Origin of the sequence: Caproiciproducens lactatisolvens (assembly GCF_052443335.1) — a bacterium.
In the GTDB taxonomy this organism is placed as follows: Bacteria; Bacillota; Clostridia; order Oscillospirales; family Acutalibacteraceae; genus Caproiciproducens.
In genome coordinates, this window is sequence record NZ_CP195750.1 from 2,112,900 (window position 1) to 2,132,032 (window position 19,133).

Annotated in this window: 20 protein-coding genes, 2 tRNA genes and 1 pseudogene; 6 read left to right on the plus strand and 17 right to left on the minus strand. The window is 46.9% G+C overall.

Annotation, left to right across the window (positions count from 1 at the left end):
* Positions 1–13: 13 nt before the first annotated feature.
* The 3 genes from ACRQV7_RS10380 to ACRQV7_RS10390 form a co-directional block, all read right to left on the minus strand.
* A complete protein-coding gene (locus ACRQV7_RS10380; RefSeq protein ID WP_444658071.1) occupies positions 14–1,474 on the minus strand; it encodes an MATE family efflux transporter in 1,461 nt (486 codons plus the stop codon).
* Between the two features lie 68 nt (positions 1,475–1,542).
* Positions 1,543–1,989, minus strand: coding sequence for a MarR family winged helix-turn-helix transcriptional regulator (locus tag ACRQV7_RS10385; RefSeq protein WP_275713760.1), 447 nt, complete (start codon positions 1,987–1,989; stop codon positions 1,543–1,545).
* 232 nt (positions 1,990–2,221) lie between these two features.
* On the minus strand, positions 2,222–2,749 hold the full coding sequence (locus ACRQV7_RS10390; RefSeq protein WP_275713761.1) for a nitroreductase family protein: 528 nt from the start codon (positions 2,747–2,749) through the stop codon (positions 2,222–2,224).
* Between the two features lie 205 nt (positions 2,750–2,954).
* On the opposite strand from ACRQV7_RS10390, the gene ACRQV7_RS10395 reads away from it, so the two are divergent.
* The 3 genes from ACRQV7_RS10395 (at position 2,955) to ACRQV7_RS10405 (ending at position 4,314) form a co-directional block, all read left to right on the plus strand.
* Positions 2,955–3,028, plus strand: a tRNA-Gln gene (locus ACRQV7_RS10395).
* 27 nt (positions 3,029–3,055) lie between these two features.
* Positions 3,056–3,132 (plus strand) — tRNA-Pro (locus ACRQV7_RS10400).
* 354 nt (positions 3,133–3,486) lie between these two features.
* Positions 3,487–4,314, plus strand: coding sequence for a hypothetical protein (locus ACRQV7_RS10405; RefSeq protein WP_444658072.1), 828 nt, complete (start codon positions 3,487–3,489; stop codon positions 4,312–4,314).
* 965 nt (positions 4,315–5,279) lie between these two features.
* Here the strand turns inward: ACRQV7_RS10405 and ACRQV7_RS10410 are convergent.
* The 9 genes from ACRQV7_RS10410 to ACRQV7_RS10450 form a co-directional block, all read right to left on the minus strand.
* Positions 5,280–5,879 (minus strand): DUF3991 and toprim domain-containing protein, encoded by a 600-nt coding sequence (locus ACRQV7_RS10410; RefSeq protein WP_444658073.1) that lies wholly within the window; start codon positions 5,877–5,879, stop codon positions 5,280–5,282.
* Positions 5,857–6,150 carry a hypothetical protein gene (locus tag ACRQV7_RS10415; RefSeq protein WP_444658074.1) on the minus strand — a complete coding sequence of 98 codons (294 nt, stop codon included), beginning with the start codon at positions 6,148–6,150 and terminating at the stop codon, positions 5,857–5,859. Before ACRQV7_RS10415 ends, ACRQV7_RS10410 begins: the two co-directional genes overlap by 23 nt.
* A gap of 12 nt (positions 6,151–6,162) precedes the next feature.
* Complete coding sequence (locus ACRQV7_RS10420; RefSeq protein WP_444658075.1) at positions 6,163–6,822, minus strand: tetratricopeptide repeat protein; 660 nt, start codon at positions 6,820–6,822, stop codon at positions 6,163–6,165.
* A 21-nt stretch (positions 6,823–6,843) separates the two neighbouring features.
* The gene (gene mobL / locus ACRQV7_RS10425) at positions 6,844–7,326 is read right to left on the minus strand and encodes a relaxase MobL (protein ID WP_329493333.1); all 483 of its coding nucleotides are present in this window, start codon (positions 7,324–7,326) and stop codon (positions 6,844–6,846) included.
* Positions 7,327–7,492: 166 nt separating this feature from the next.
* Positions 7,493–9,091, minus strand: a complete 1,599-nt coding sequence (locus tag ACRQV7_RS10430) for an N-acyl-D-amino-acid deacylase family protein (protein ID WP_444658076.1) — start codon at positions 9,089–9,091, stop codon at positions 7,493–7,495.
* Between the two features lie 39 nt (positions 9,092–9,130).
* Positions 9,131–10,609, minus strand: coding sequence for a sodium:solute symporter family protein (locus tag ACRQV7_RS10435; protein ID WP_444658077.1), 1,479 nt, complete (start codon positions 10,607–10,609; stop codon positions 9,131–9,133).
* 25 nt (positions 10,610–10,634) lie between these two features.
* The gene (locus tag ACRQV7_RS10440) at positions 10,635–11,819 is read right to left on the minus strand and encodes a YgeY family selenium metabolism-linked hydrolase (RefSeq protein WP_312692265.1); all 1,185 of its coding nucleotides are present in this window, start codon (positions 11,817–11,819) and stop codon (positions 10,635–10,637) included.
* Positions 11,820–11,854: 35 nt separating this feature from the next.
* Positions 11,855–13,069, minus strand: coding sequence for a diaminopropionate ammonia-lyase (dpaL, locus tag ACRQV7_RS10445; protein WP_444658078.1), 1,215 nt, complete (start codon positions 13,067–13,069; stop codon positions 11,855–11,857).
* Between the two features lie 18 nt (positions 13,070–13,087).
* Positions 13,088–13,471 carry a RidA family protein gene (locus ACRQV7_RS10450; RefSeq protein ID WP_275713789.1) on the minus strand — a complete coding sequence of 128 codons (384 nt, stop codon included), beginning with the start codon at positions 13,469–13,471 and terminating at the stop codon, positions 13,088–13,090.
* A 285-nt stretch (positions 13,472–13,756) separates the two neighbouring features.
* Between ACRQV7_RS10450 and ACRQV7_RS10455 the strand changes: the two genes are divergently transcribed.
* Positions 13,757–14,419, plus strand: coding sequence for a helix-turn-helix transcriptional regulator (locus ACRQV7_RS10455; protein WP_275713790.1), 663 nt, complete (start codon positions 13,757–13,759; stop codon positions 14,417–14,419).
* A 534-nt stretch (positions 14,420–14,953) separates the two neighbouring features.
* Here the strand turns inward: ACRQV7_RS10455 and ACRQV7_RS10460 are convergent.
* The 5 genes and pseudogenes from ACRQV7_RS10460 to ACRQV7_RS10480 form a co-directional block, all read right to left on the minus strand.
* Positions 14,954–15,646 (minus strand): Fic/DOC family protein, encoded by a 693-nt coding sequence (locus ACRQV7_RS10460; protein WP_275713791.1) that lies wholly within the window; start codon positions 15,644–15,646, stop codon positions 14,954–14,956.
* Between the two features lie 4 nt (positions 15,647–15,650).
* Positions 15,651–15,824, minus strand: a complete 174-nt coding sequence (locus ACRQV7_RS10465; protein ID WP_275713792.1) for a hypothetical protein — start codon at positions 15,822–15,824, stop codon at positions 15,651–15,653.
* 104 nt (positions 15,825–15,928) lie between these two features.
* Positions 15,929–16,315: a M23 family metallopeptidase gene (locus ACRQV7_RS10470; RefSeq protein ID WP_444660264.1), complete on the minus strand. Its 387-nt coding sequence runs from the start codon at positions 16,313–16,315 to the stop codon at positions 15,929–15,931.
* 9 nt (positions 16,316–16,324) lie between these two features.
* Positions 16,325–16,768 (minus strand): annotated as a pseudogene (locus ACRQV7_RS10475) (lysozyme family protein); the annotation flags it as partial.
* A 399-nt stretch (positions 16,769–17,167) separates the two neighbouring features.
* Positions 17,168–18,004, minus strand: coding sequence for a hypothetical protein (locus ACRQV7_RS10480; RefSeq protein WP_444658079.1), 837 nt, complete (start codon positions 18,002–18,004; stop codon positions 17,168–17,170).
* Between the two features lie 109 nt (positions 18,005–18,113).
* Between ACRQV7_RS10480 and ACRQV7_RS10485 the strand changes: the two genes are divergently transcribed.
* Both ACRQV7_RS10485 and ACRQV7_RS10490 read left to right on the plus strand, forming a co-directional pair.
* Positions 18,114–18,281 (plus strand): hypothetical protein, encoded by a 168-nt coding sequence (locus tag ACRQV7_RS10485; RefSeq protein WP_444658080.1) that lies wholly within the window; start codon positions 18,114–18,116, stop codon positions 18,279–18,281.
* 141 nt (positions 18,282–18,422) lie between these two features.
* On the plus strand, positions 18,423–18,680 hold the full coding sequence (locus tag ACRQV7_RS10490; protein WP_275713796.1) for an AbrB/MazE/SpoVT family DNA-binding domain-containing protein: 258 nt from the start codon (positions 18,423–18,425) through the stop codon (positions 18,678–18,680).
* Positions 18,681–19,133: the final 453 nt, after the last annotated feature.

Consider the following 19,133-nt stretch of genomic DNA (forward strand, 5'->3'; position numbering starts at 1 on the left):
CATTTCTTTGTTCTCATCTCTTCCGTTCCCCGTCACCCGCAGCGGGGCCCTGCGCATCTGTGTTTTTCTCATTCAAAGCCCCGGAGCAAGCTTCCCTCTCCTGTGCCGGGGATAAGGCGTCTGTCCGAAGGGGTGGCTCCCGCAAAGCGTCCGTCCGTTTCTGTCTGGTCCATACAAGAAAGACCAGCATCACGAAAGTTGTAATCAGATCGGCGACCGCCTGCGCGTAGTAAATCCCGTTTTCCATCCACAGACGTTCCATCAGGATCAGAATCGGAAGGTAAATGATCCCCTGTCTGGAAATACTGAATACAAATCCGGACTTGCTGTATTTGATGCAGAGCAGATATACGATCGCCATCGCCTGAAAGCCATAGGTGAAAAACAAAACGCTTGCCCCGATCATTGCCCGTATGCCCAGCTTAACGACGGAGGGGTCCCTGGAAAACGCGGCAACAATCGGCTGCGCAAACAGAATTTGCAGACCCGCCAGAATCACGCCGCCTGAAATCGCCCACAGGTATGCCTTCCGGGTGGCCTCTTTAATACGGTCGAAATGCCGCGCGCCGTAATTATAGGAAATAAAGGTCTGATACCCTCTTGAAAATCCGGTAATGGCAAACGTCGTCATCCCCACCATACGGTTGGCAATCCCCAGCGCGGCAATGGTGTTGTCGCCGTAGGGCGACGCCACAATGTTTGCCGCGCTGATGGACAGACTCTGAAAAAGGTTGATCGTAAAGATGGGAATCCCCGTCTTGAGAATCGGTTTTATAGACCATGACTGAAAGCGGATGTTTTTGACGGAAAGGGTCAAGTAGCTCTTCCCTCTCAGATAATACGGCAGCAAAATCGCAACACTGATGAACTGCCCGATGACATCAGTCACGGCGGCGCCCACAATTCCCATCTTCAGCGGCCAGATAAAGATCGGGTCCAGAATGATGTTTACCATGGAACCCACGATCTGGGACCACGTGCTGAGCGCTACCGCGCCTTCGGCGCGTACGAGATTCATCAGGCAGATGGACGGGATCTGAAACAAAAAACCCACAATCAGGATTCCCGTGTAATTCAGCGCATAGGGCATCACCTCGGCGGAGGCGCCCATTGCCCTGAGCAAAGGCCGCAGAAACAGCAGGACGAGCTGAAACCCTACGCTTGCAAGTACACAGTAAAAAAGAGTCGACGAAAGCACGATCTCCGCTTTTTTCTTCTCGCTCGCCCCGAGAAGCTCGGAAATATACGCCGCCGCCCCGTTTCCGAAAAGCAGACCGATTCCGGGAATGAACGTGACAAGAGGATAGGCGATGGAAATCGCTCCCATCGCCGCGGTACCCAGCTGCGCCACAAAGAAGCTGTCGATAAAATTGTAGAACCCCGTCATCAGCAGCCCGACGATCGTTGGCATTCCTAAGTACAGCAAAGCAGTATTCACTTTCCCGCTCTCCATCACAGCCAATCTTTTATTCACTGAAAATTACCCCTTCCAATCCGTTTAGCTGCTATACGATTGTGCAAAAAAAATAGCGCCTTGCAGCACTATTCCCATTTTTTCTGAATCTCCTCTAAAAACTCACAGATTACCGCGCGCTTTTGCCCGTCATAGTTTTGCACTACGTCAGAAACTTTCCCATCAAGCTCTTTGTGATAGCGGCGATGCTCTTCAAAAGCCTTTTGGCCCTTTTGCGTCAGCCGCACAATGACCCTCGCTTTATTGCCGGAATCCGCCGCCTTCATCAGATACCCTTTTTCCTCAAGCTTCTTTACCATTTGAGAAACAGCGCCCTTTGTCACCCTAATGGACTTGGCGATATCGGAGATACAGTAACTTTCGTTGCTTCCGATAAAATCAATCAAATGTATTTCGGCAATAAAAAGCTCGTGATCCGTGCCAAAAGTGCGGGATCTTCTGTCGTATTTATTGAATTGTTCCACAGCATCCAGAAGACGCCTTGAGATTTTCTGCGCATCGTATTGCTTTTCCATGTTCTCAATTGTATACCTGCTAAACCCTGTTGTCAAGGAGTTTTGAAAACCAGGAAAAGTCTATAAAGCCGTAAATTACAAGCCCTCCCTGTTGTAAAGGAGGAACAAAACTGCTTCTCTCCGGCAACAGGAAGGGTTCTATCAAAATGTTATGGCTGTCGTTGAAGCAAGCGGATTTTGCCCGTATGCATCGCCAACATTTTCATATCATAATACAGTTATCTTAATACAGTTATCTTACGTAGCTGATATCATCGTCACGGCGCTCTTTGGGAGCCGGTGCATTTTCACTCGGATACCCCACGGTAACGCAGCCGAACGGAATGTACTGATCGGGCAGCTTGAGGCGCTTCAGGATGCGCTCGTCGCGCAGGCCGTCGTTGACCGAACAGATATAGCAGCTTCCAAGCCCGTATGCCTGGGCGGCAAGCATGATATTCATGATCGCGCAGGAACAATCCTCGCGGTTATATTTCGCCGATTCCGGGGCCGACAAAACAACGACGGTGGGAGCGTTGTAGAACGGCACATGGCCCGGTACGAATTTCGCGCCGTTTTCCACAGCGACGGAGACAATATCCGCAAGCAGCTGTTTATTCTGAATCACGGTAAAATGCCTTGCCTGCATCCCCATGGTTGACGGGGCAAATTTTGCCGCGAGTAAAATATCTGTCAGCTCTTCCTCTGAAATCTGCTCAGGCCGATAAGCGCGAACCGCCCGCCTGTCGAGCAAAGCCTCTATGGTATGGTTGAGTATCACTGTGAATTCCTCCTTAATCACTCGTATGCCGTTTGGCACACAATCCATTTTAATATAAATTGTTTCAATTATATCTTACCTTCGATTATTTATCAATCCATTTGTGTTAAATACAAATTAAAAAACCCAAAGATTTATTTTAAAAAAAGGATTGACAAATTTCTGGTTTTTGGTATAATTATTCTTGCTGTTTGAAATATTTTGATGCGGAATTGTGTAAAGGTAGCACGACAGACTCTGACTCTGTTTGTGAGGGTTCGAATCCTTCTTCCGCAGCCATGGCCCCAATTTTGGGGCCGCATTTTTCGAGGTGTGGCTCAGCTTGGTAGAGCGCTACGTTCGGGACGTAGAGGCCGCTGGTTCGAATCCAGTCACCTCGACCATAGAAAAAAGGGTCCGCAGACGCGGGCCTTTTTTTCTATGGCAAAGCGATTGGTAAGCAGAAACAGCCGGTGCGAGTCGGGAGAAACAGTAAGCGCTTTTGAAGAGCCGAAAAACGGAGGGACTCGCGGAACGCGGGTCGAGCGTGCCAACACCCGAATCCAGTCACCTCGACCATTGAAAAGACCGTCGACTTTTGTCGACGGTCTTTTATTTGCTTGTATTTATGCAGGTTACGGGCTTTATATATGGTATAAGTCCTATAATTACCCTCGAAAGAAAAATTGAGTGACGGGATTTATCGGTAAGTGGTATAATGGCCATAAAACAAATAAATTTCAGGGGAAGTGTACGTTGTGAGTATTTTTGGTGTAGGAACGGAAACCTATTTATATGTTAATGGACTAACCATCAACAAAGCCCTCCCTATTAGCAATAACAAAACGCTTATGCCAGTAAAATGCAAATTGCCTTTAGACACAATTTCTAAACTAATTAAAAGGGACGTTGATTTTGCTATTGCTATTTTATGTTCAGGATCACTATCATCACAACTGAAAATTGAAGCTGAAAATCCAAAGGATTTAGCTATCTCAGCATGGAATGCTCAATGGGATTTAATTCTACTAAGTGCTATATTCAATTGTAATTGTGTTTGTAATTTACAGTGCACACAGCCTTTGGAAGAAATTTCAAGTGACTCAGCACTTCAAGTTACAAATTATCATATGAAAGGATTGATTAATGAACCCTATACTGTTACTGATGAAAATTGCAAGTGGATTAACCAATATTTTTCTAATGCTCAAGCCTTAATAGAGAACGATTCCTTTATGATGGCTGTTCACTCAATGGCTACATATAAATGGAACCCTCATCCAAGAGTGCAATTGGCGATTTTGTGGGCGGGCATAGAATCGTTGTTTAGAATAAATAGTGAATTAAGTTTTAGAATTAGCCTATACATATCTAAATTTCTATCTGATAAGAATAGCGATGAAGCTAAAAAGATATTTGATGATGTCAAAAGTTTGTATAAATCTCGTTCTTCTGCTGTTCATGGAAACAATATTAAAGGTGATAGTACTACTCTTGTAGTAAGATCTTCTTCTCTTCTTAATAGGCTTATCGTAAAATGTATAGAAATAAATGGTTTGCCAGATATAGAGAATTTAATTTATTAGTGTTTGTAAATACTACTTGCCGACCGCCTGCAAACCGTTGATATTACTGTGTTTTCCCAAATCCTACAATTCCACTCCGACCAGCTTTATGATAACTCTCCAGCTGCGCTGACCACATAGCCAGAGAGATATAATCATATTATTGCTTGGCATCCGGAAGCCGGTTCCGCCGCATATCCACATTTCTGGTGCAGATAAGATCTATCGCGTTTTCAGGGAGTCCAGAGGCTCGCTCCGAGCTTTATATCACCTCGTTCCACATTTTCGCTCATTATTGCGTAGCTTGAATTTGGTTCGGTCCAATAAACTCCGGTATTACTCTTCCGGCAAGCATAGGTAGCAAGCTGACACGAGCATTTGAAATGATAGTTCAAATGCTGGTCTTGACTCACTAACTAAGTTGTCAAGGAACGCCAGCCTCGTGCTGTGACTGCATCGGTCATGATGAGGTACACAATGTTTGTCATTGTGGAGATATGAGAAAAACAAAAGTCTGCACCCTAATGGCCACATAAGGGTACAGACCTTGACATGTATCCGAAATGCGTGTTAAAATAACACCGCATAAAACGGCATTCACAAGTCATAATGGGGTCGTTGCCCACTTATGGCGCAAGGCGATTAACTGTTTGGTCGACGGTTTTTCGCCTGTGGATGCTTTTTGTTATACACAAAAAATCAGTCCCTTTTGGGCAGATGATAATCCCTTCGGTAGTGGCCACGAGGTAAACACAGTCCCCGATCTGGATGTGGTTTGATCGCGCCCATTCAACAGGAAGATTAAACCGGCTAATGCTAAGCTTCAGGCTTTTATTGCATTGCATGTAGACCTCTGACGTTTCAATGCTATTATCCGAATATCTAAAAAATTTAGATTTCCAATTTATCATCTTCTTATATTACATTATATTTTTTTTGTCTAATTCAACTAATTTTACCAAATTATGAATTATTGATCATATTTATCACCCATATTTCAAATCATCATTCCAATCCTTTTTGATAGACTTCAAAATACTCACTTCATAAGGCCGCTGCAGTTGTTCTCGCGTTTCTTCGGACAGATCTTCCACATACATTCCTCCAGAAAATCTTTGCAACGTTTCTTGTATGATAGCGTCGGCCTTGATACCGGCGGCGTCATTATCCATGCATAAAACGATTTGATGGATTCCCAGATACTCTGATAGGAAGCGGAGCAAGGCGAGTGGAGCCGTGCAGCCCAAGGCAAGGTAGCTATGTTTCTGCCATCCTTCTCTTTTGTTAAGGGTAATGAAGGACAGCATATCAATAGGTGCTTCAAAGACATAGAGTCGCTCTGATCCACCGTGGTAATTGAAGAAAAAATCTTTTTCAGAGCCGTCTACATCACCCCGGTATGGCTTTTCAGTAAGCGTTCCTTTCTGATGAGCCGCCCTGGCCTTGCCGGTTGAATCGTACCCAACAAAGACGGCGTTATGTGTACTGGCGCTTTCATATAGGCTTCGGTTATGTACAAAGAAGGAAATGATTTCAGAATCAATGCGCCGTTCTCTTCCTTTTTTAGCGTGATCTTTCAAACTCAATTCCGTTATAATCCTTGCAGTTCAGCGTACAAACGGCATCCTGAAACCGCATGTTAAAAAAGGTGCAGAGGAAATCAATCGCGGTTCCTTTGTCGCCGGTGGAGTGATCATAGAAAATGTGTCCGCGAAACTTGACGCTGTGGTTGGCTGCCCACATCCATTCTGTGCCACTCCGCTCGGATTTTTCGCCCTTTGCGTCCAGGATGCTCTTAATCTCCGTATGCGCGGCTACATAGATTTCTTCTTCCGTAAACGGTATGAATTTTGACAAATGAATTCCCCCCTACATTATTTCTTCCTGATCGTCATATTGATGGCCGTGGACTTCTTTGAGTGCCTTATATAATAAATCCGGGTCAGGGTTCCCCTGCAGGATTTTTTGAAATCCTGCGAGAGCGGCCGCATAGATTAGCTGCGCTTTGAGTGCGTCAACAGGGATGCCTTCCCCTTTCTGTATCATTCGGGCGAGCTGAAACTGAGAATAAGGATCGCCTTTCACAGCGCTCATGGAAAACCATTGCGCTGCAGCGGCGTAATTCTGAGCCGTGCCGTTCCCGGAGTAAAACATCAGTGCAATTTTGCGTTCCACGCCTGCATTCGGCTGCTTATGATCGAGAGAAATAAATCCGGAAATCGCTATAGAGCAGAATTTCTGTGCCAGTGAATCATCTTTAGGAATTTCCTTTCCCGCTGATAAAAGCAAGCCCAGCTGATATGCTGCAAAAGGATTCCCTTTCTCTGCGCATTTTCGGAACCAATCAACAGCACCCTGTACGTTCTTTTCCACGCCGATACCGGATAGCAAAGCTTTGGCGGCGGCAAACTGAGCGAATTCATGCCCCAGCTTTGCCGCCGCCAAAAAGTATTGGAGAAGTTTTTTGGAAAGAGAGTCTATTTGCTTTCTGTTCAGCTGATCGGTGGAGCCGCTCTGGATATCTGACAAAATATCGTCGATCTTTTTTTTTCAGGTTGTCCCGGATCTCCGTCTTATGCTCATAAATATGCCGCCTTTCATCTTATTGATGCCGGACACGTTCAGGTGGCCGACTTTCGGATTATCGGTAAATACAAAAAGGTGGATGTGAGGATAATGTGTTGTATTATGCATTCCGGCGTACCAGTGAAGGTCGGATACGGGGATATTGGACGCTTTCGCAATGACATCAATCTTCTGCAGGACCAGATCGCGCCAAGGCTTTTGATGATCATACCCCAGCGCATCGGCATCTTCCCGCCGCAAGGAGATAACGTGCGTCCAAATGCTTGCGATTTCCTCCTGAAGGCTATACGCTCCCTCCCGACGATAATAAATCCATGTCCAATCCGTTATTACGTCGGGGACAACTCCGACCCATCTCGCCGCTTCCTCCCTTGGGAGATTTCCTGCTGTATATTCTCTTGTTGTTCTTTCCTTTTCCGCTATCGCTATTTTGCTTTTTCTTGACATAGCAATGCTCCCTTCATGTTCAACAGTGTTTTTCTCTTTCACTGTCTCTCAAAAGGGAGCATATAAAAAATCCGGTGGTCAAAATTTTAATTTTTTAGTTCATCTTGCGGCTCTTGCTTTACTTTTTGTTTGTGTAATTTTAAGGACACTGCTAAAAGCAATTCCGCTATTTGCTCACGTGCCCGTTCCGCAGAACACATCCGGCGCGAGTTCCCGTATGTTTGCCATCCTTTACCACTGTTTTACCGTTGATCATTACCATGTCAATGCCTTCCGGATACTGAGCGGGATCTGTGAAGTTGCCCTTGTCAATGACGGTGTCCGGATTAAACAGCACAATATCGGCGAAATAGCCGGATTTAAGCTGCCCGCGCTCTTTGATGTGCATGGTTTCCGCGGGTTTGGTGGTCATTTTGTAAACTGCTTCCTCCAGCTTGAGCGCTTTGTCCTCGCGCACATACTTTCCGAGAATTCTCGGAAAGGTTCCGTATACGCGGGGATGCGGCTTGCCGCCAAGCAACCCGTCGGTGCAGGCGTTCATCTCCGGGCGCTTCATGAAGCGCCGCACATGCTCCTCAGTGCCGTAGAAGTCCACCATGCCAACGGCGTTTTCTTCTTCCATCAGCAAATCAAAGGTTGCATCGTAAGGATTCTTGCCGTGCAGCTCACCGAGCTGTGTAAGGCTCAGGCCGATGGCGTTTTCGTTTTTCTTATTCTTGACGCTGGTGACATAGATGTTGTCAAGGCCCGCGAAGTCTACGAAGTTATCCCATCCCGGAATTCCGTTCTCAATATCCTCGACCATCTTTTTACGCAGTTCTTTGTCGTGGAGGCGTGTCACGAGCTTATCTGTGCCGCCGTCGTGCACCCATGGCGGCAAAATCACGCCCAGCATGGTGCTGCCCGCCACATACGGATACTGATCAAAAGAGACTTTTATGCCTTCGGCTTCCGCCTTTTCAAGCAGTGCGACCACCTTGTCAATCTTATTCCAGTTCTTTTTGCCGCAGACCTTGAAGTGCGAAAAGTGGGTGCGTACGCCGGACTCCCTGCCAATGCGGATAACCTCCTCCATTGATTCCAGAATGGTGTCCGCTTCGCTGCGCTGATGGATAACGAATAGTCCATCGTATTCCGCAACGACCTTGCACATCTCAATGATTTCTTCAGTGCGGCCATAGGCGCAGGGCATATAGATCAAACCTGTGGAGAGACCCATCGCGCCGGCTTCCATCTCGCGGCGGGTGATGTCCCTCATTTTTTGCATCTCCTCCGGCGACGGCTGGCGGTTATCCAGCCCCATTGCCTCCATGCGGATATTACCGTGCGGTACAAGGTAGCACTCGTTGATGCCCGGCCCGACTTTTTCGATCATAGACAGATAACCGGCGGTATCTTTAAAGTGCCAGTCAATTTTGTCGCTGTCGCCGTCCAATCCCGCAAGATTTTTCCGCCACGGGCTGATGTACTGCTCCGGCAGCGGCGCCATTGCAACACCGTCCTGACCGAGCACCTCGGTGGTCACGCCCTGCATCACCTTAGGTAGAATTTCGGGATTCAGCAGAATCTGAACATCACTGTGGCTGTGGGTATCAATAAAACCGGGAGATACTACGAGACCGGAGGCGTCAATAACCTTCATATCTCCGCTTTCTGCTACGTCACCGATCTTTTCAATTCTGTCGCCATCAATCAGCAGACTACCCTTGAAACCGGGTTTTCCACTGCCGTCTATAATCAGACCATTTTTAATCAGGGTTTTCATTTAATTTTACCTCCTAAAAATACTATTTAAGCACTGTCACTATTCTTCGTCAAACTGAATTTCCGGCGCTGGCGCAATTCCCATTTTCTTATCAATCGCAGAAATTGCGAAAATTGCGATGAATGCCACGATGCCGCCGGGTACCATTGCGCTGAGATCCCAAGGAGAATGCAGAGCGTAAATCCAGATAGCCGCAACTACGGTACCAACCACAATAGAAATGAAGCCCGCGCGTTTCGTAACATTCTTATAGAAGATACCGCAGATAAATGCCGCGAAGGGCCCTGCACTTCTCAGTGCGAATGCGCTCATCATAACGCTGATGATGTTCGACGCGGTGAGTGCTATAATAAGGCCGACAATGCCAACAATAACCATGACTACACGGGAAATCCAAATTTCCTTTTGGTCGTTCTTTATTCCCTTGTTAATATAGGGCGTGAAAATGTCATTGGTGAACATGGTAGCCGTGCCAATCATATTGCCAGAGGCGCTGCTGATGGTTGCCGCAACAATTGCCGCCAGAACAATACCCGCAACAACCGGCGGAGCAAAGCGCATGGTGGCTTCTGCCAAGGCATTCTTCTGGATGCCTCCTGCCGCATAGCCGTCAATGCATGAATAAGCGATCAGGCCGATAATGGCAGGGATGATTGCGAACGCAGCGGACACAAGACCTGCCAGCACAGATCCGAGTTTTGCGGATTTTCCGTCCTTTGCGGAGCAGAAGGTCTGTACGATTTCCTGACCGGTTGGGAACGTCATAAAATACATCACGATATAGCCTATAATCGTAGTAAAGCCGATTTTAGTCATGCTCAGCAAATTAAGGTATTCGCCGGAGGCCGCTTGAATACCCTGTGCCTTTGTGAACAGGGCGCCGAAGCCGCCTACATCTTTATTGTTTACCATAATGAACATGGCAATTCCCATACCGACTGTGATGAACAAAACGTGCATGAGGTTTGCCGCAGTAACCGATTTATAGCCGCCAATCATGGTATAGACGATTACAACGACGGTGCTGATGATAGCGGCAATGTTAAATCCGATGCCAGTCAAAACACTGATAATGGATGCGGTAGCGATAATCTGCGCCCCTGTGGCCATGAAAAGCGCGGTAATGGATGTAAATGCTGTAAAAATATGGGAAGCTTTTCCGTAACGCTTGCTGATGATTTCCGGTACGGTATTCGCCTGCGCTTTCCTGAAATAGGGAGCGATGAAAGAAACCAGAACAAATCCGATGCCCCCGGCGATTACGTACCAGCTTGCGGACAAACCGTATTTATAGACATTGGTTGCGATGCCGGTTGTACTCGCGCCGCCCGTATTGGACGCAAACAAAGTGCCTGCAAGCACAAGGGGCCCTAAAGATTTTCCTGCCATCAGGAAGTCGTCATTGCTTTCCTTCGCCAGTTTGGACTTCTTCCTCCTGGACGCAATCAACCCGATCGCCACAGTTGCCGCCATGTACAGCAAAATAATAACGGATGCCGTGATTTGTGTGCTGCTCATTATTTCTTACCTCCTCAAAATGAATCTATTTCAAAAGGGCTTTCATCACCGCGTAGTATGCCTCGGTGACTTTGGTGAGCTGTTCAATCTCAATATATTCGTTGAGCGTATGCGCCAGATTTTCCTGCGACGGTCCAATGCCGAGTGTTTTGATTCCCGCTTCTCCGGCATAGTGGCTGCCGTTGGTGCAGAAGTTGTATTGGGTAATCTGCGGCTCAAATCCCTCCGCCTGCATTTCCTTCAGAACGTCCTGTACAAACGGTTCCTCTTTGTCGTAGAGCCAGCCGGGGAAGAAACGCTCGCCCGTAATTTTATTGCCGGTATAGCAGGTTTCGGTTCCCACTGCGTAGGACACCTTTGCTTTCAGCTCGCTGTCATCTGCCATCAGCTTGTCCAGCAAATCCTGAATGGGCTTGAGCACGCCTTCCTTTGTCTCGCCAACCAGCAGGCGGCGGTCATAGGTGGCACGGCAGTATTCCGGTACCACCGAGGCACCCGGGTACGGTGAGCTCTTTACGTCGGTGAGTTCCATAATACCGTTGCCCAATACAGGATGATGCGTAGGTTCAAGCGTCCGAATGGCCTCTACCACCTTACACATTTTGTAAACAGCATTGATGCCCTTTTCGGGGTTTGCGGAGTGCGCAGGTTTGCCAAAGGTTTCAACTACAATCTCCGCGCGGCCGCGCTGCCCAATTTTGATGTTCAGATTCGACGCTTCGCCGATGACCACATAGTCCGGTTGGACTCGTCCACTGATTCTTCGGGCGGCAACACCCTCAAAACACTCTTCATGCACCACGCCTGCCACATAGATATCGCCCGCGAAATTCTTGCCGTTATCGGCGGCAAAGTTTGCGGCGGCCGATGCCATTGCAGAAAGCGCTCCTTTCATGTCCGAGGTGCCTCTGCCACAGATTTTTCCGTCCGCAATATCAGCGGCAAACGGGTCATGCACCCAAACGGCGGGGTCGGTCACGGGAACTGTGTCCATGTGTCCGTCAAAAAGCAACTTTTTCCCCGGGCGGTTGCCTTTGATGTGTCCGATCGTGTTGCCATAGTCGTCCACGAACACATCATCAAAACCATGTCCCTCAAAAAACGACTTCAGCTCGGCAGCAACGCCGCTTTCCTCACCTGAGTAACTTTTTTGGCGAATAAGCTTTCTGCAAAGCTCAATCACTGCGTCCTGTCTTTCTTTTGTCAGCATATGCCTTGCCTCCATATTCTTTCTAAATATACTTTCTATTCAAAGCTGGAATGTTTTCCATCCCATACGATATTACGATAACCGTCTTTGTCGGTATCCCCTTCGGTGGAGAAACAAAGCACCTTGGATGACGCATCTATTTTAAGCTGGTCACGCAGCCATCCGAGACTGCTGTTTTGCATCAGCTCCGCCACAAGGCCGAGCGTTGACGCGCCGCTTTCGCCGGATATGATTCTTGTATCTCCCGGCAGCGGGTTGCCCAGAATCCTCATGCCTTTGGCCGCCACATAGTCAGGCATGGATACAAAGTTGTCCGCGTGGTCACGCAGCACCTGCCAGCCGATGGTACACGGCTCACCGCAGGCAAGTCCGGCCATGATGGTGTGCATTTCGCCTTTTACGAAATGCAGCCTGCCGTCATTAGCATAGGCGGTGCGGTAAAGGCAATCCGCCTGATTAGGCTCCACAATCGTAATGATTGGCGGATGCGGGTCGTCCTTGTACAAATCCGCAAAAAAGCCTGTGACACCTCCCGACATCGCCCCAACACCGGCTTGTAAGAAAATGTGTGTTGGCTTTTGCTCCCGGAGCTGCTGTGCCGCTTCGTATGCCATGGTGGTGTAGCCCTCCATAATCCATCCGGGAATGTCCTCATAACCCTCCCATGACGTATCCTGCACCATAATCCAGCCGTACTTTTCCGCATTTTCATTTGCCAAACGTACCGCGTCATCATAGTTCAGATCGGTAATCGAAGCCTCGGAGCCCAATGCCCGGATATTTTCGAGCCGTTCCTGAGCGCTGCCTTGGGGCATGTACACCACGCTCTTCTGTCCCAGTCTGTTTGCTGTCCAAGCCACGCCTCTGCCATGGTTTCCGTCGGTCGCGGTCACAAAGGTAAGCGAGCCAAGCTTTTGCTTCACTTTGTCGCTTGTCATTCGCTCATAGGGCAGCTGCGAAAGAGGAACTCCAAGTCGTTTTGACAGGTACCTACCAATTGCGTAGCTGCCTCCCAGAACCTTGAAGGCATTAAGACCGAACCGGAAGCTTTCGTCCTTCACCCAGATGTCTCCCAACCCCAACTGCTTTGCCAAAGAGCACAGCTCGACGAGCGGGGTGACGCTGTACTCTGGAAAGCTTTTATGAAAGGAGTTGACATCTTTGGCATGTGCAACGCCGAAACGCTCCACAGAATATGCCTTTCCTTCTTCAGGGTGCTCCCAATGCACAGATTTAAAGCATTCGTTCATTGATTTCCCTCCTTTTGTTCATTTTGGTAAAACTGCAATTGCCTCAATCTCAACCACGGCGCCCTTAGGCAGGTTTGCCACTTCAATCGCGCTACGTGCGGGGCACTGTTGCTTGAAATGTTGCGAATACACGTCGTTCATCGCAGCAAAGTCTCCGATGTCCTTCAAAAATACAGTTGTCTTTACCACGTCATCAAGACTGCAGCCAGCTTCTGTAAGAACGGTTTTAAGATTTTTAATGGATTGCTCGCTTTGCGCCGTGACGCCACCTTCAGGAAAGCCGCCTGTGGAAGGGTCAATCGGAAGCTGACCCGACGCAAACACAAAGCCGTTTGCGGTGATTGCCTGAGAATACGGGCCGATTGCTGCCGGAGCGCTGGTACTGGAAACAACGTTTTTCATGATTACCGCCTTTTCATAATAATTTTTTATTGGTAAATTGGTTTTCTTTGTAAAATATTATAATTTTTTATTATAATAATTGCAATATACATAAGCAACAATTAATTATTCTATTATTTGTTGCTATTATCAACAATAATTATTAAAAAAAGAAATTTCACAAAATAATAAATTATTATTGTATTGTATAAGATTGCCGAATATGGTAAAATGGACAATATCATAAAACTATATACGATTTCTACCTCACAAGACCGTTCATTACTTCTTCAAGGAGTGTGCCTGATGACAAACATTATGGATTATTATAAAAAGCTGATTCCCTTTTTGGGACAGGCTATCGGTTTATCCTGCGAGGTTGCCTTGCAGGACTGTCGGGCGGGCTGTATTGTCGCGATTTCCAACAGTCATATCAGCGGCCGTCAGGTAGGTTCCCCGCTGACTGACCTTGCCCGCCAGATTATCAACAATGGGGCATGGAAAGAACAGGACTATATTGCCGGCTACGAGGGGCGCTCACAAAACGGCCGTTTGCTGCGTTCTTCCACCTTTTTTATTAAAGAGAACGATCAACTGCTTGGCATGATATGCATAAATTACGACACCTCTTGCTTTTCACAGATCAGCAACGCATTGCTCGAACTTGGAGGACTGAAGTATGCGGGCAATCCGGTATTGATTAACAGCGCCGGCGGTGAGGCTGCTCCAAAGGAAACCTTTTTTGATGATTTGGACTATTCCATCAACAGTACGGTAACGGAACTTTTTGGCGATCATATTCCGGAGCACTTCAACCAGGAAGACCGAATCACGATTATCCGCAAGTTAAGCGACAAGGGTGTGTTTCTCGTGAAGGGATGCGTGGGACGCGTTTCCCACTTACTGCGCTGCAGTAACGCCAGTGTGTACCGTTATCTGTCCATCATTGGACGCGAAAGCGAAAAGTAACGCGCATTTGCTGTGCCGCAGGAATCTTTCGATCCTGATTATATCATGTATGTGAAATTTGTTGTGCATAGAGACATCCGAATGGGAAACTCAGAAAGCCTATGATGAAATCCTTTATAAAGTACCTGGATAGTGTTTTTCGTGTGTTCAATTGCCTGATTTTTGATCAAAAAATAAGAGTTTTTATAAACATTTAGATTTTCAATAGTACTTTCTCGAAAATCAGCAAAAGCAGTATTTAGTTCTTCTAATTAAACTTCCAGATTTTTTTATCAACTGAGTGTTTCAAGAACTCAGCAATCACATAGCCCAGCTCATGCGAATCAATTTTGAGCTTCACCGTGATTGTCTTCATGATAAAATTACCTCTTCTTTTTTAAGTTAGATGTGTTCGGCCAGCCGGTCGGGAGCGCCTAAAGCAGAGAAAAAATAACATGTTTTTCAACTGCTGGGCATAAAAAAACCACCGGATTGTTTTCCGATGGCTCTGAATGATATTCTTTATTCTAATGTGATTTCCTGATCTTCCGACTCTTACTGATATTCACTCGATTCATGATAGATCTTTAAGAATGATGCTCCTTTTGGCATCACAAGCCGAATGTATTCTTCCTGCTCTATAGATGATATGGGTGACGTAATCCTTTGAAATAAATCTGTCATTTTACGGTAGTCGCAGTTAAAGGCATCGGCGCTGGCCTCTATCATTTCTCGACCAGACACATTCGTAAAATCCACTTGATATCCTGCGATCCGTGCCAGGCTCTCTATAAATACTCTCTGTGTTCGCCCATTACCTTCCCGAAACGGATGAATAACGTTGATCTCTCCCAAATAGTAGGCCAGCTTCTCGCCGATCACATCGGTAGGCGTTCCGATCAAATATCGATCTTCCTGTTTTAATTTGTCAAAGACAAGTTTTGAGCCGGATTCAATGTACATGCAGTTGCAGAACTGATTCCCCTTTGAAATGTTCACCGTGCGCAGCTGGCCGGCCCACGAATAAACATCATGAAAAAGGAACCGATGTATCGCCTGTAAATGCTTTAGGTCAAAATCGCCCTTGCAAGGATTTTCTTTGATCTGAGACACACGCATGGCAGTGATTTCCCGTTCAGCTTCATTCAGTGCCTTAGCATCTTGTATGCCCAGCTTATTGATGAGAGTAAAGGAATTGGGATAACAATACTTGCTATCCCAATCGTACTCATATTGATAATCATTCATAAAGTCACCTGAACGGACGAACAGTATGCTTTTTCACAAGCTTTTTTACCATATCGTCATAGGACGTTTTCCCCGTGATACATTCACGCAATCTTTGCTTATCCTGTGCTGTTAAGGGCATACCTTCCATGGCCATCGTGCCATTGACTTCGCCTATTATTTTCTCAATATCTTTCATCGGTCAGCCCTCCTTTTATTAATAATATTATAGCACTTTCCGGCGCATTTATCAAAGAATTTCGGCGAAAATGAGCGCCTAAAGCAGAGAAAAAATAACACTTTCTATTTCAGGAAGCCCATCGGATCAACAGCTTTTCCGTTTTCACGGATTTCAAAGTGGCAGTGGTTCCCGGTGGATTCTCCGGTGCTTCCGACCAGAGCGATCACCTGCCCTTTCTGTACGGTATCTCCTTTCTTCACCAGCAGCTGTGAGCAGTGGCCGTACAGGGACATTGTGGAGGATGAATGCTGAATTGCAACAACATTTCCATAGCCGCCGTAACCGCCTCCTGTGATTCCGAAATCAGCGAAGATTACTTTTCCGGATTCGCTGGCGTAGATCGGCGTTCCATAAGCTGCCGCGAAATCCACACCCTTATGAAGGGTGTTCTTGCCTGTCGCTGGGTCGGAACGGTAGCCAAAGGGTGATGAGATCGTGTATTTTCCCACTTTGATCGGATAGCCGAAGATACCGCTTCCGGAGCTTCCGGCCGTGCTGTAATAGCGAAGCACATGGCTGACATAGTTGACGTCACCATAGCTGTCCCATCCCAGCCGCGCCGCCTGCAGCTGTGAGAATTCGACGGCATTCGCCTGTGTGTAGCCACCTTTTTTCGGCGCCCAGTTGATGTATCCATTCCCGAAATTGTAGCCCTGCAGGGCAAAGCTGATTTCCTGAACGTCATCTGGAGATTTGCATTTCGCTGCCCTTAGGCAACTTTCAAAGTATTTGATGCCGATGTTGATCGAATATTCCGGATCGGTGATCCCGTTATGCCTTTGCGGGTATTCCGTATTGAGAGGGCTCTCACTGCACTGCATCGGGTCGTTGCCGGTCCCGCCGCTTTCGTTCTGCATGATGGCCATTACGAGGGAAGCATACTGAGGAATGCCGTATTGAGAACAATATTGCTGATCAGTCCTTCATAAGCGGTTATCTGTTCTGACACAGTGGACGGGCTATAATCCATCAAAAATTGCGAAAGGTTTATCATGTATTCTCGCTCTGACTCGCTGATGGAAATCCGGAAAATAGATTCGATGTTCTGAAAAATCTTCGTGGAATCCGTAACCGGCACTGTGTATTCTTTCATTGTGTAGGTCTTATTTCCGTTCCCGTCCAGAACAGGATTTCCGTCAGCATCACGGACAGGGACCTTCCTGGTCTTCCTCTCGTAAAACGCCCGGATGAGCTGCCCCGAATGTCTTCCTTATCCGGATATCTTGAGTTATCGATTCCGCCGATTACTTTCCATGCCCCCACCTTGGCAAATTTGAGCAGGGCAGATGCCGCGGCGCCCATTATCGGCCACCGGCGTCCCCGAACAGCTCTCTCTTATACGGCGGCGCAATAACATGCAGATGGTATCGTTCGTTTCCGCATTTGAACAGGCAGAAGCCCCGGTTCGGTTCACGGATCGGATTGTATTCACACTGCTGCAGGGATAACAGGCGCTGGAAATCGGCCTCGTCGCAGTTTTCACCGGGGTTAAACAGGAAACTGTGTGTTGGAATGCTTAACAGCGGCCGGGTGTATTCCACAATACTCGGCAGCATCAGATCTTCTACATTCTGGCTTGCAATAATGACGCCGGAATCTTTTTTGCGGCCGCGCTTCATGAAGCTGCGGATATAGTCGATTGCGATTTTGTTCTGCAGGAAAAGATGCAGTTCGTCCACGGCCAGCTCCGTAGCTCCTTCTGTCAGGAACTTATGGCTCATATAGGAGAAGATGTTAAGGAACATGGCATTTTTCAGGTTTTCGTTGGTGTCCATCATTCCCTTGACGGAGAAGTCAATGAAATCAGCGTTGATGATATTGGTGTGGCCGTTAAAGAAAGTGCTTTCAGAGCCGACACAGATTGACCGCAGACCCAGCGTCAGGGAACGGAGAATATCTTTTGTGTACAGCTGACTGCCGGTATCCTGATAGGTTTCCAGTTCATGGTGGGCCAAATGAAACAGATCGGAAAGGATTGGATAATCTTCAGACGTGAGCTTGCTGTAATCTGTTTCGTCTGTAATTTTAAAGTTCGCGTAGAGCTTTTCAAGCAGAATTTCCAATATGTCCAGCTGCTCTGTCGGGAAATCTTTATAGCAGCGAAAAAAGTCGCGCAGATAGGCAATCTGCTGGCTCAACCGTGTACCTTTCCGGAAAGCGGGCGGCAATCGTATCGTTTGCGACGCAGATTACTGCGCTGATTATGGCCGGTGCAACCGTCGTTGCGTACATAGTCGGTGAGGTCTTGTGGATGCGGCCAGTGCCGGGGCGGCAACGATCGTACAGAGCAGCGCGCCGGTTATCGGTACGGCTGACCCCGCATCTGCTGAAGCTGCACAGACCGGAGTGGACCAGGCCGCAGAAGTGAAGCAGAATACGGCGCAGACCGGGAACAAAAAACGGAATAGGCATTAAAAACCCTCTGCTGACTTGAATTAGTCGGCAGAGGGTTTTTTAGTTCCAGACGAGATTGATTACCCCACAAATTTGTCTTAGTCCATCGAATTATATAATAGAACACATAAAAATTTAATTTGAAACGCAGGCGATAAATAAATGAAATCTACTGGGGCGATTCGTTATGCTGATACGTTTGGACGCGTTGCATTGCCAAAAAAGTTAAGAATAAAACTCAAAATAAAAGAGCAGGATCCCCTTGAAATTTATGTTGAGAATGGAAGAGTTGTCTTGAAGAAATACAAGCCTGCATGTGTCTTTTGTAACAGTATGCATAAACTCACAACATTCAGAGGCTACAGTATTTGTCGTGAATGTAGGGAGAAAATCAATGCAGTTCAAAATAAGTCAGGATAAAATGGTCCCCCGCTGGCCTATTGGCTGAAGGGGGATTCCCTGATTTAATTCCTTTAAAACGGTATTGACAAGCAACAAGTGAAATCTTATTATTAATTTAAAGGTTTAAAATAATTCTTGTATATGCGAGGAGTGTTACAAAGCGATGGGCGTTTTTGTGGGGCAAACACTTTATTGCAAGAATGGCGCACGGCAATGCAAGGAGGGTACCTTAAACAATCAAGATAATAGCTATTGCAATATCGGCCCACCGGTTAATCCGATGGGCCGTTTCTGCTGCTCTTAAATACCCTTAGCAGTGCAATAAAGAAGGAAATGGAGTGGATGTGTAAAGGGCGGGTGTTCCTGCTAAAATAAAAGTTTTTGCTTCTTTAATCTGTTTGATTCATCATTTAATCTTTTCTCCATATCACATAGTTGTACCTGATAGTCCTCAAGCGTGTTAGTCAATGC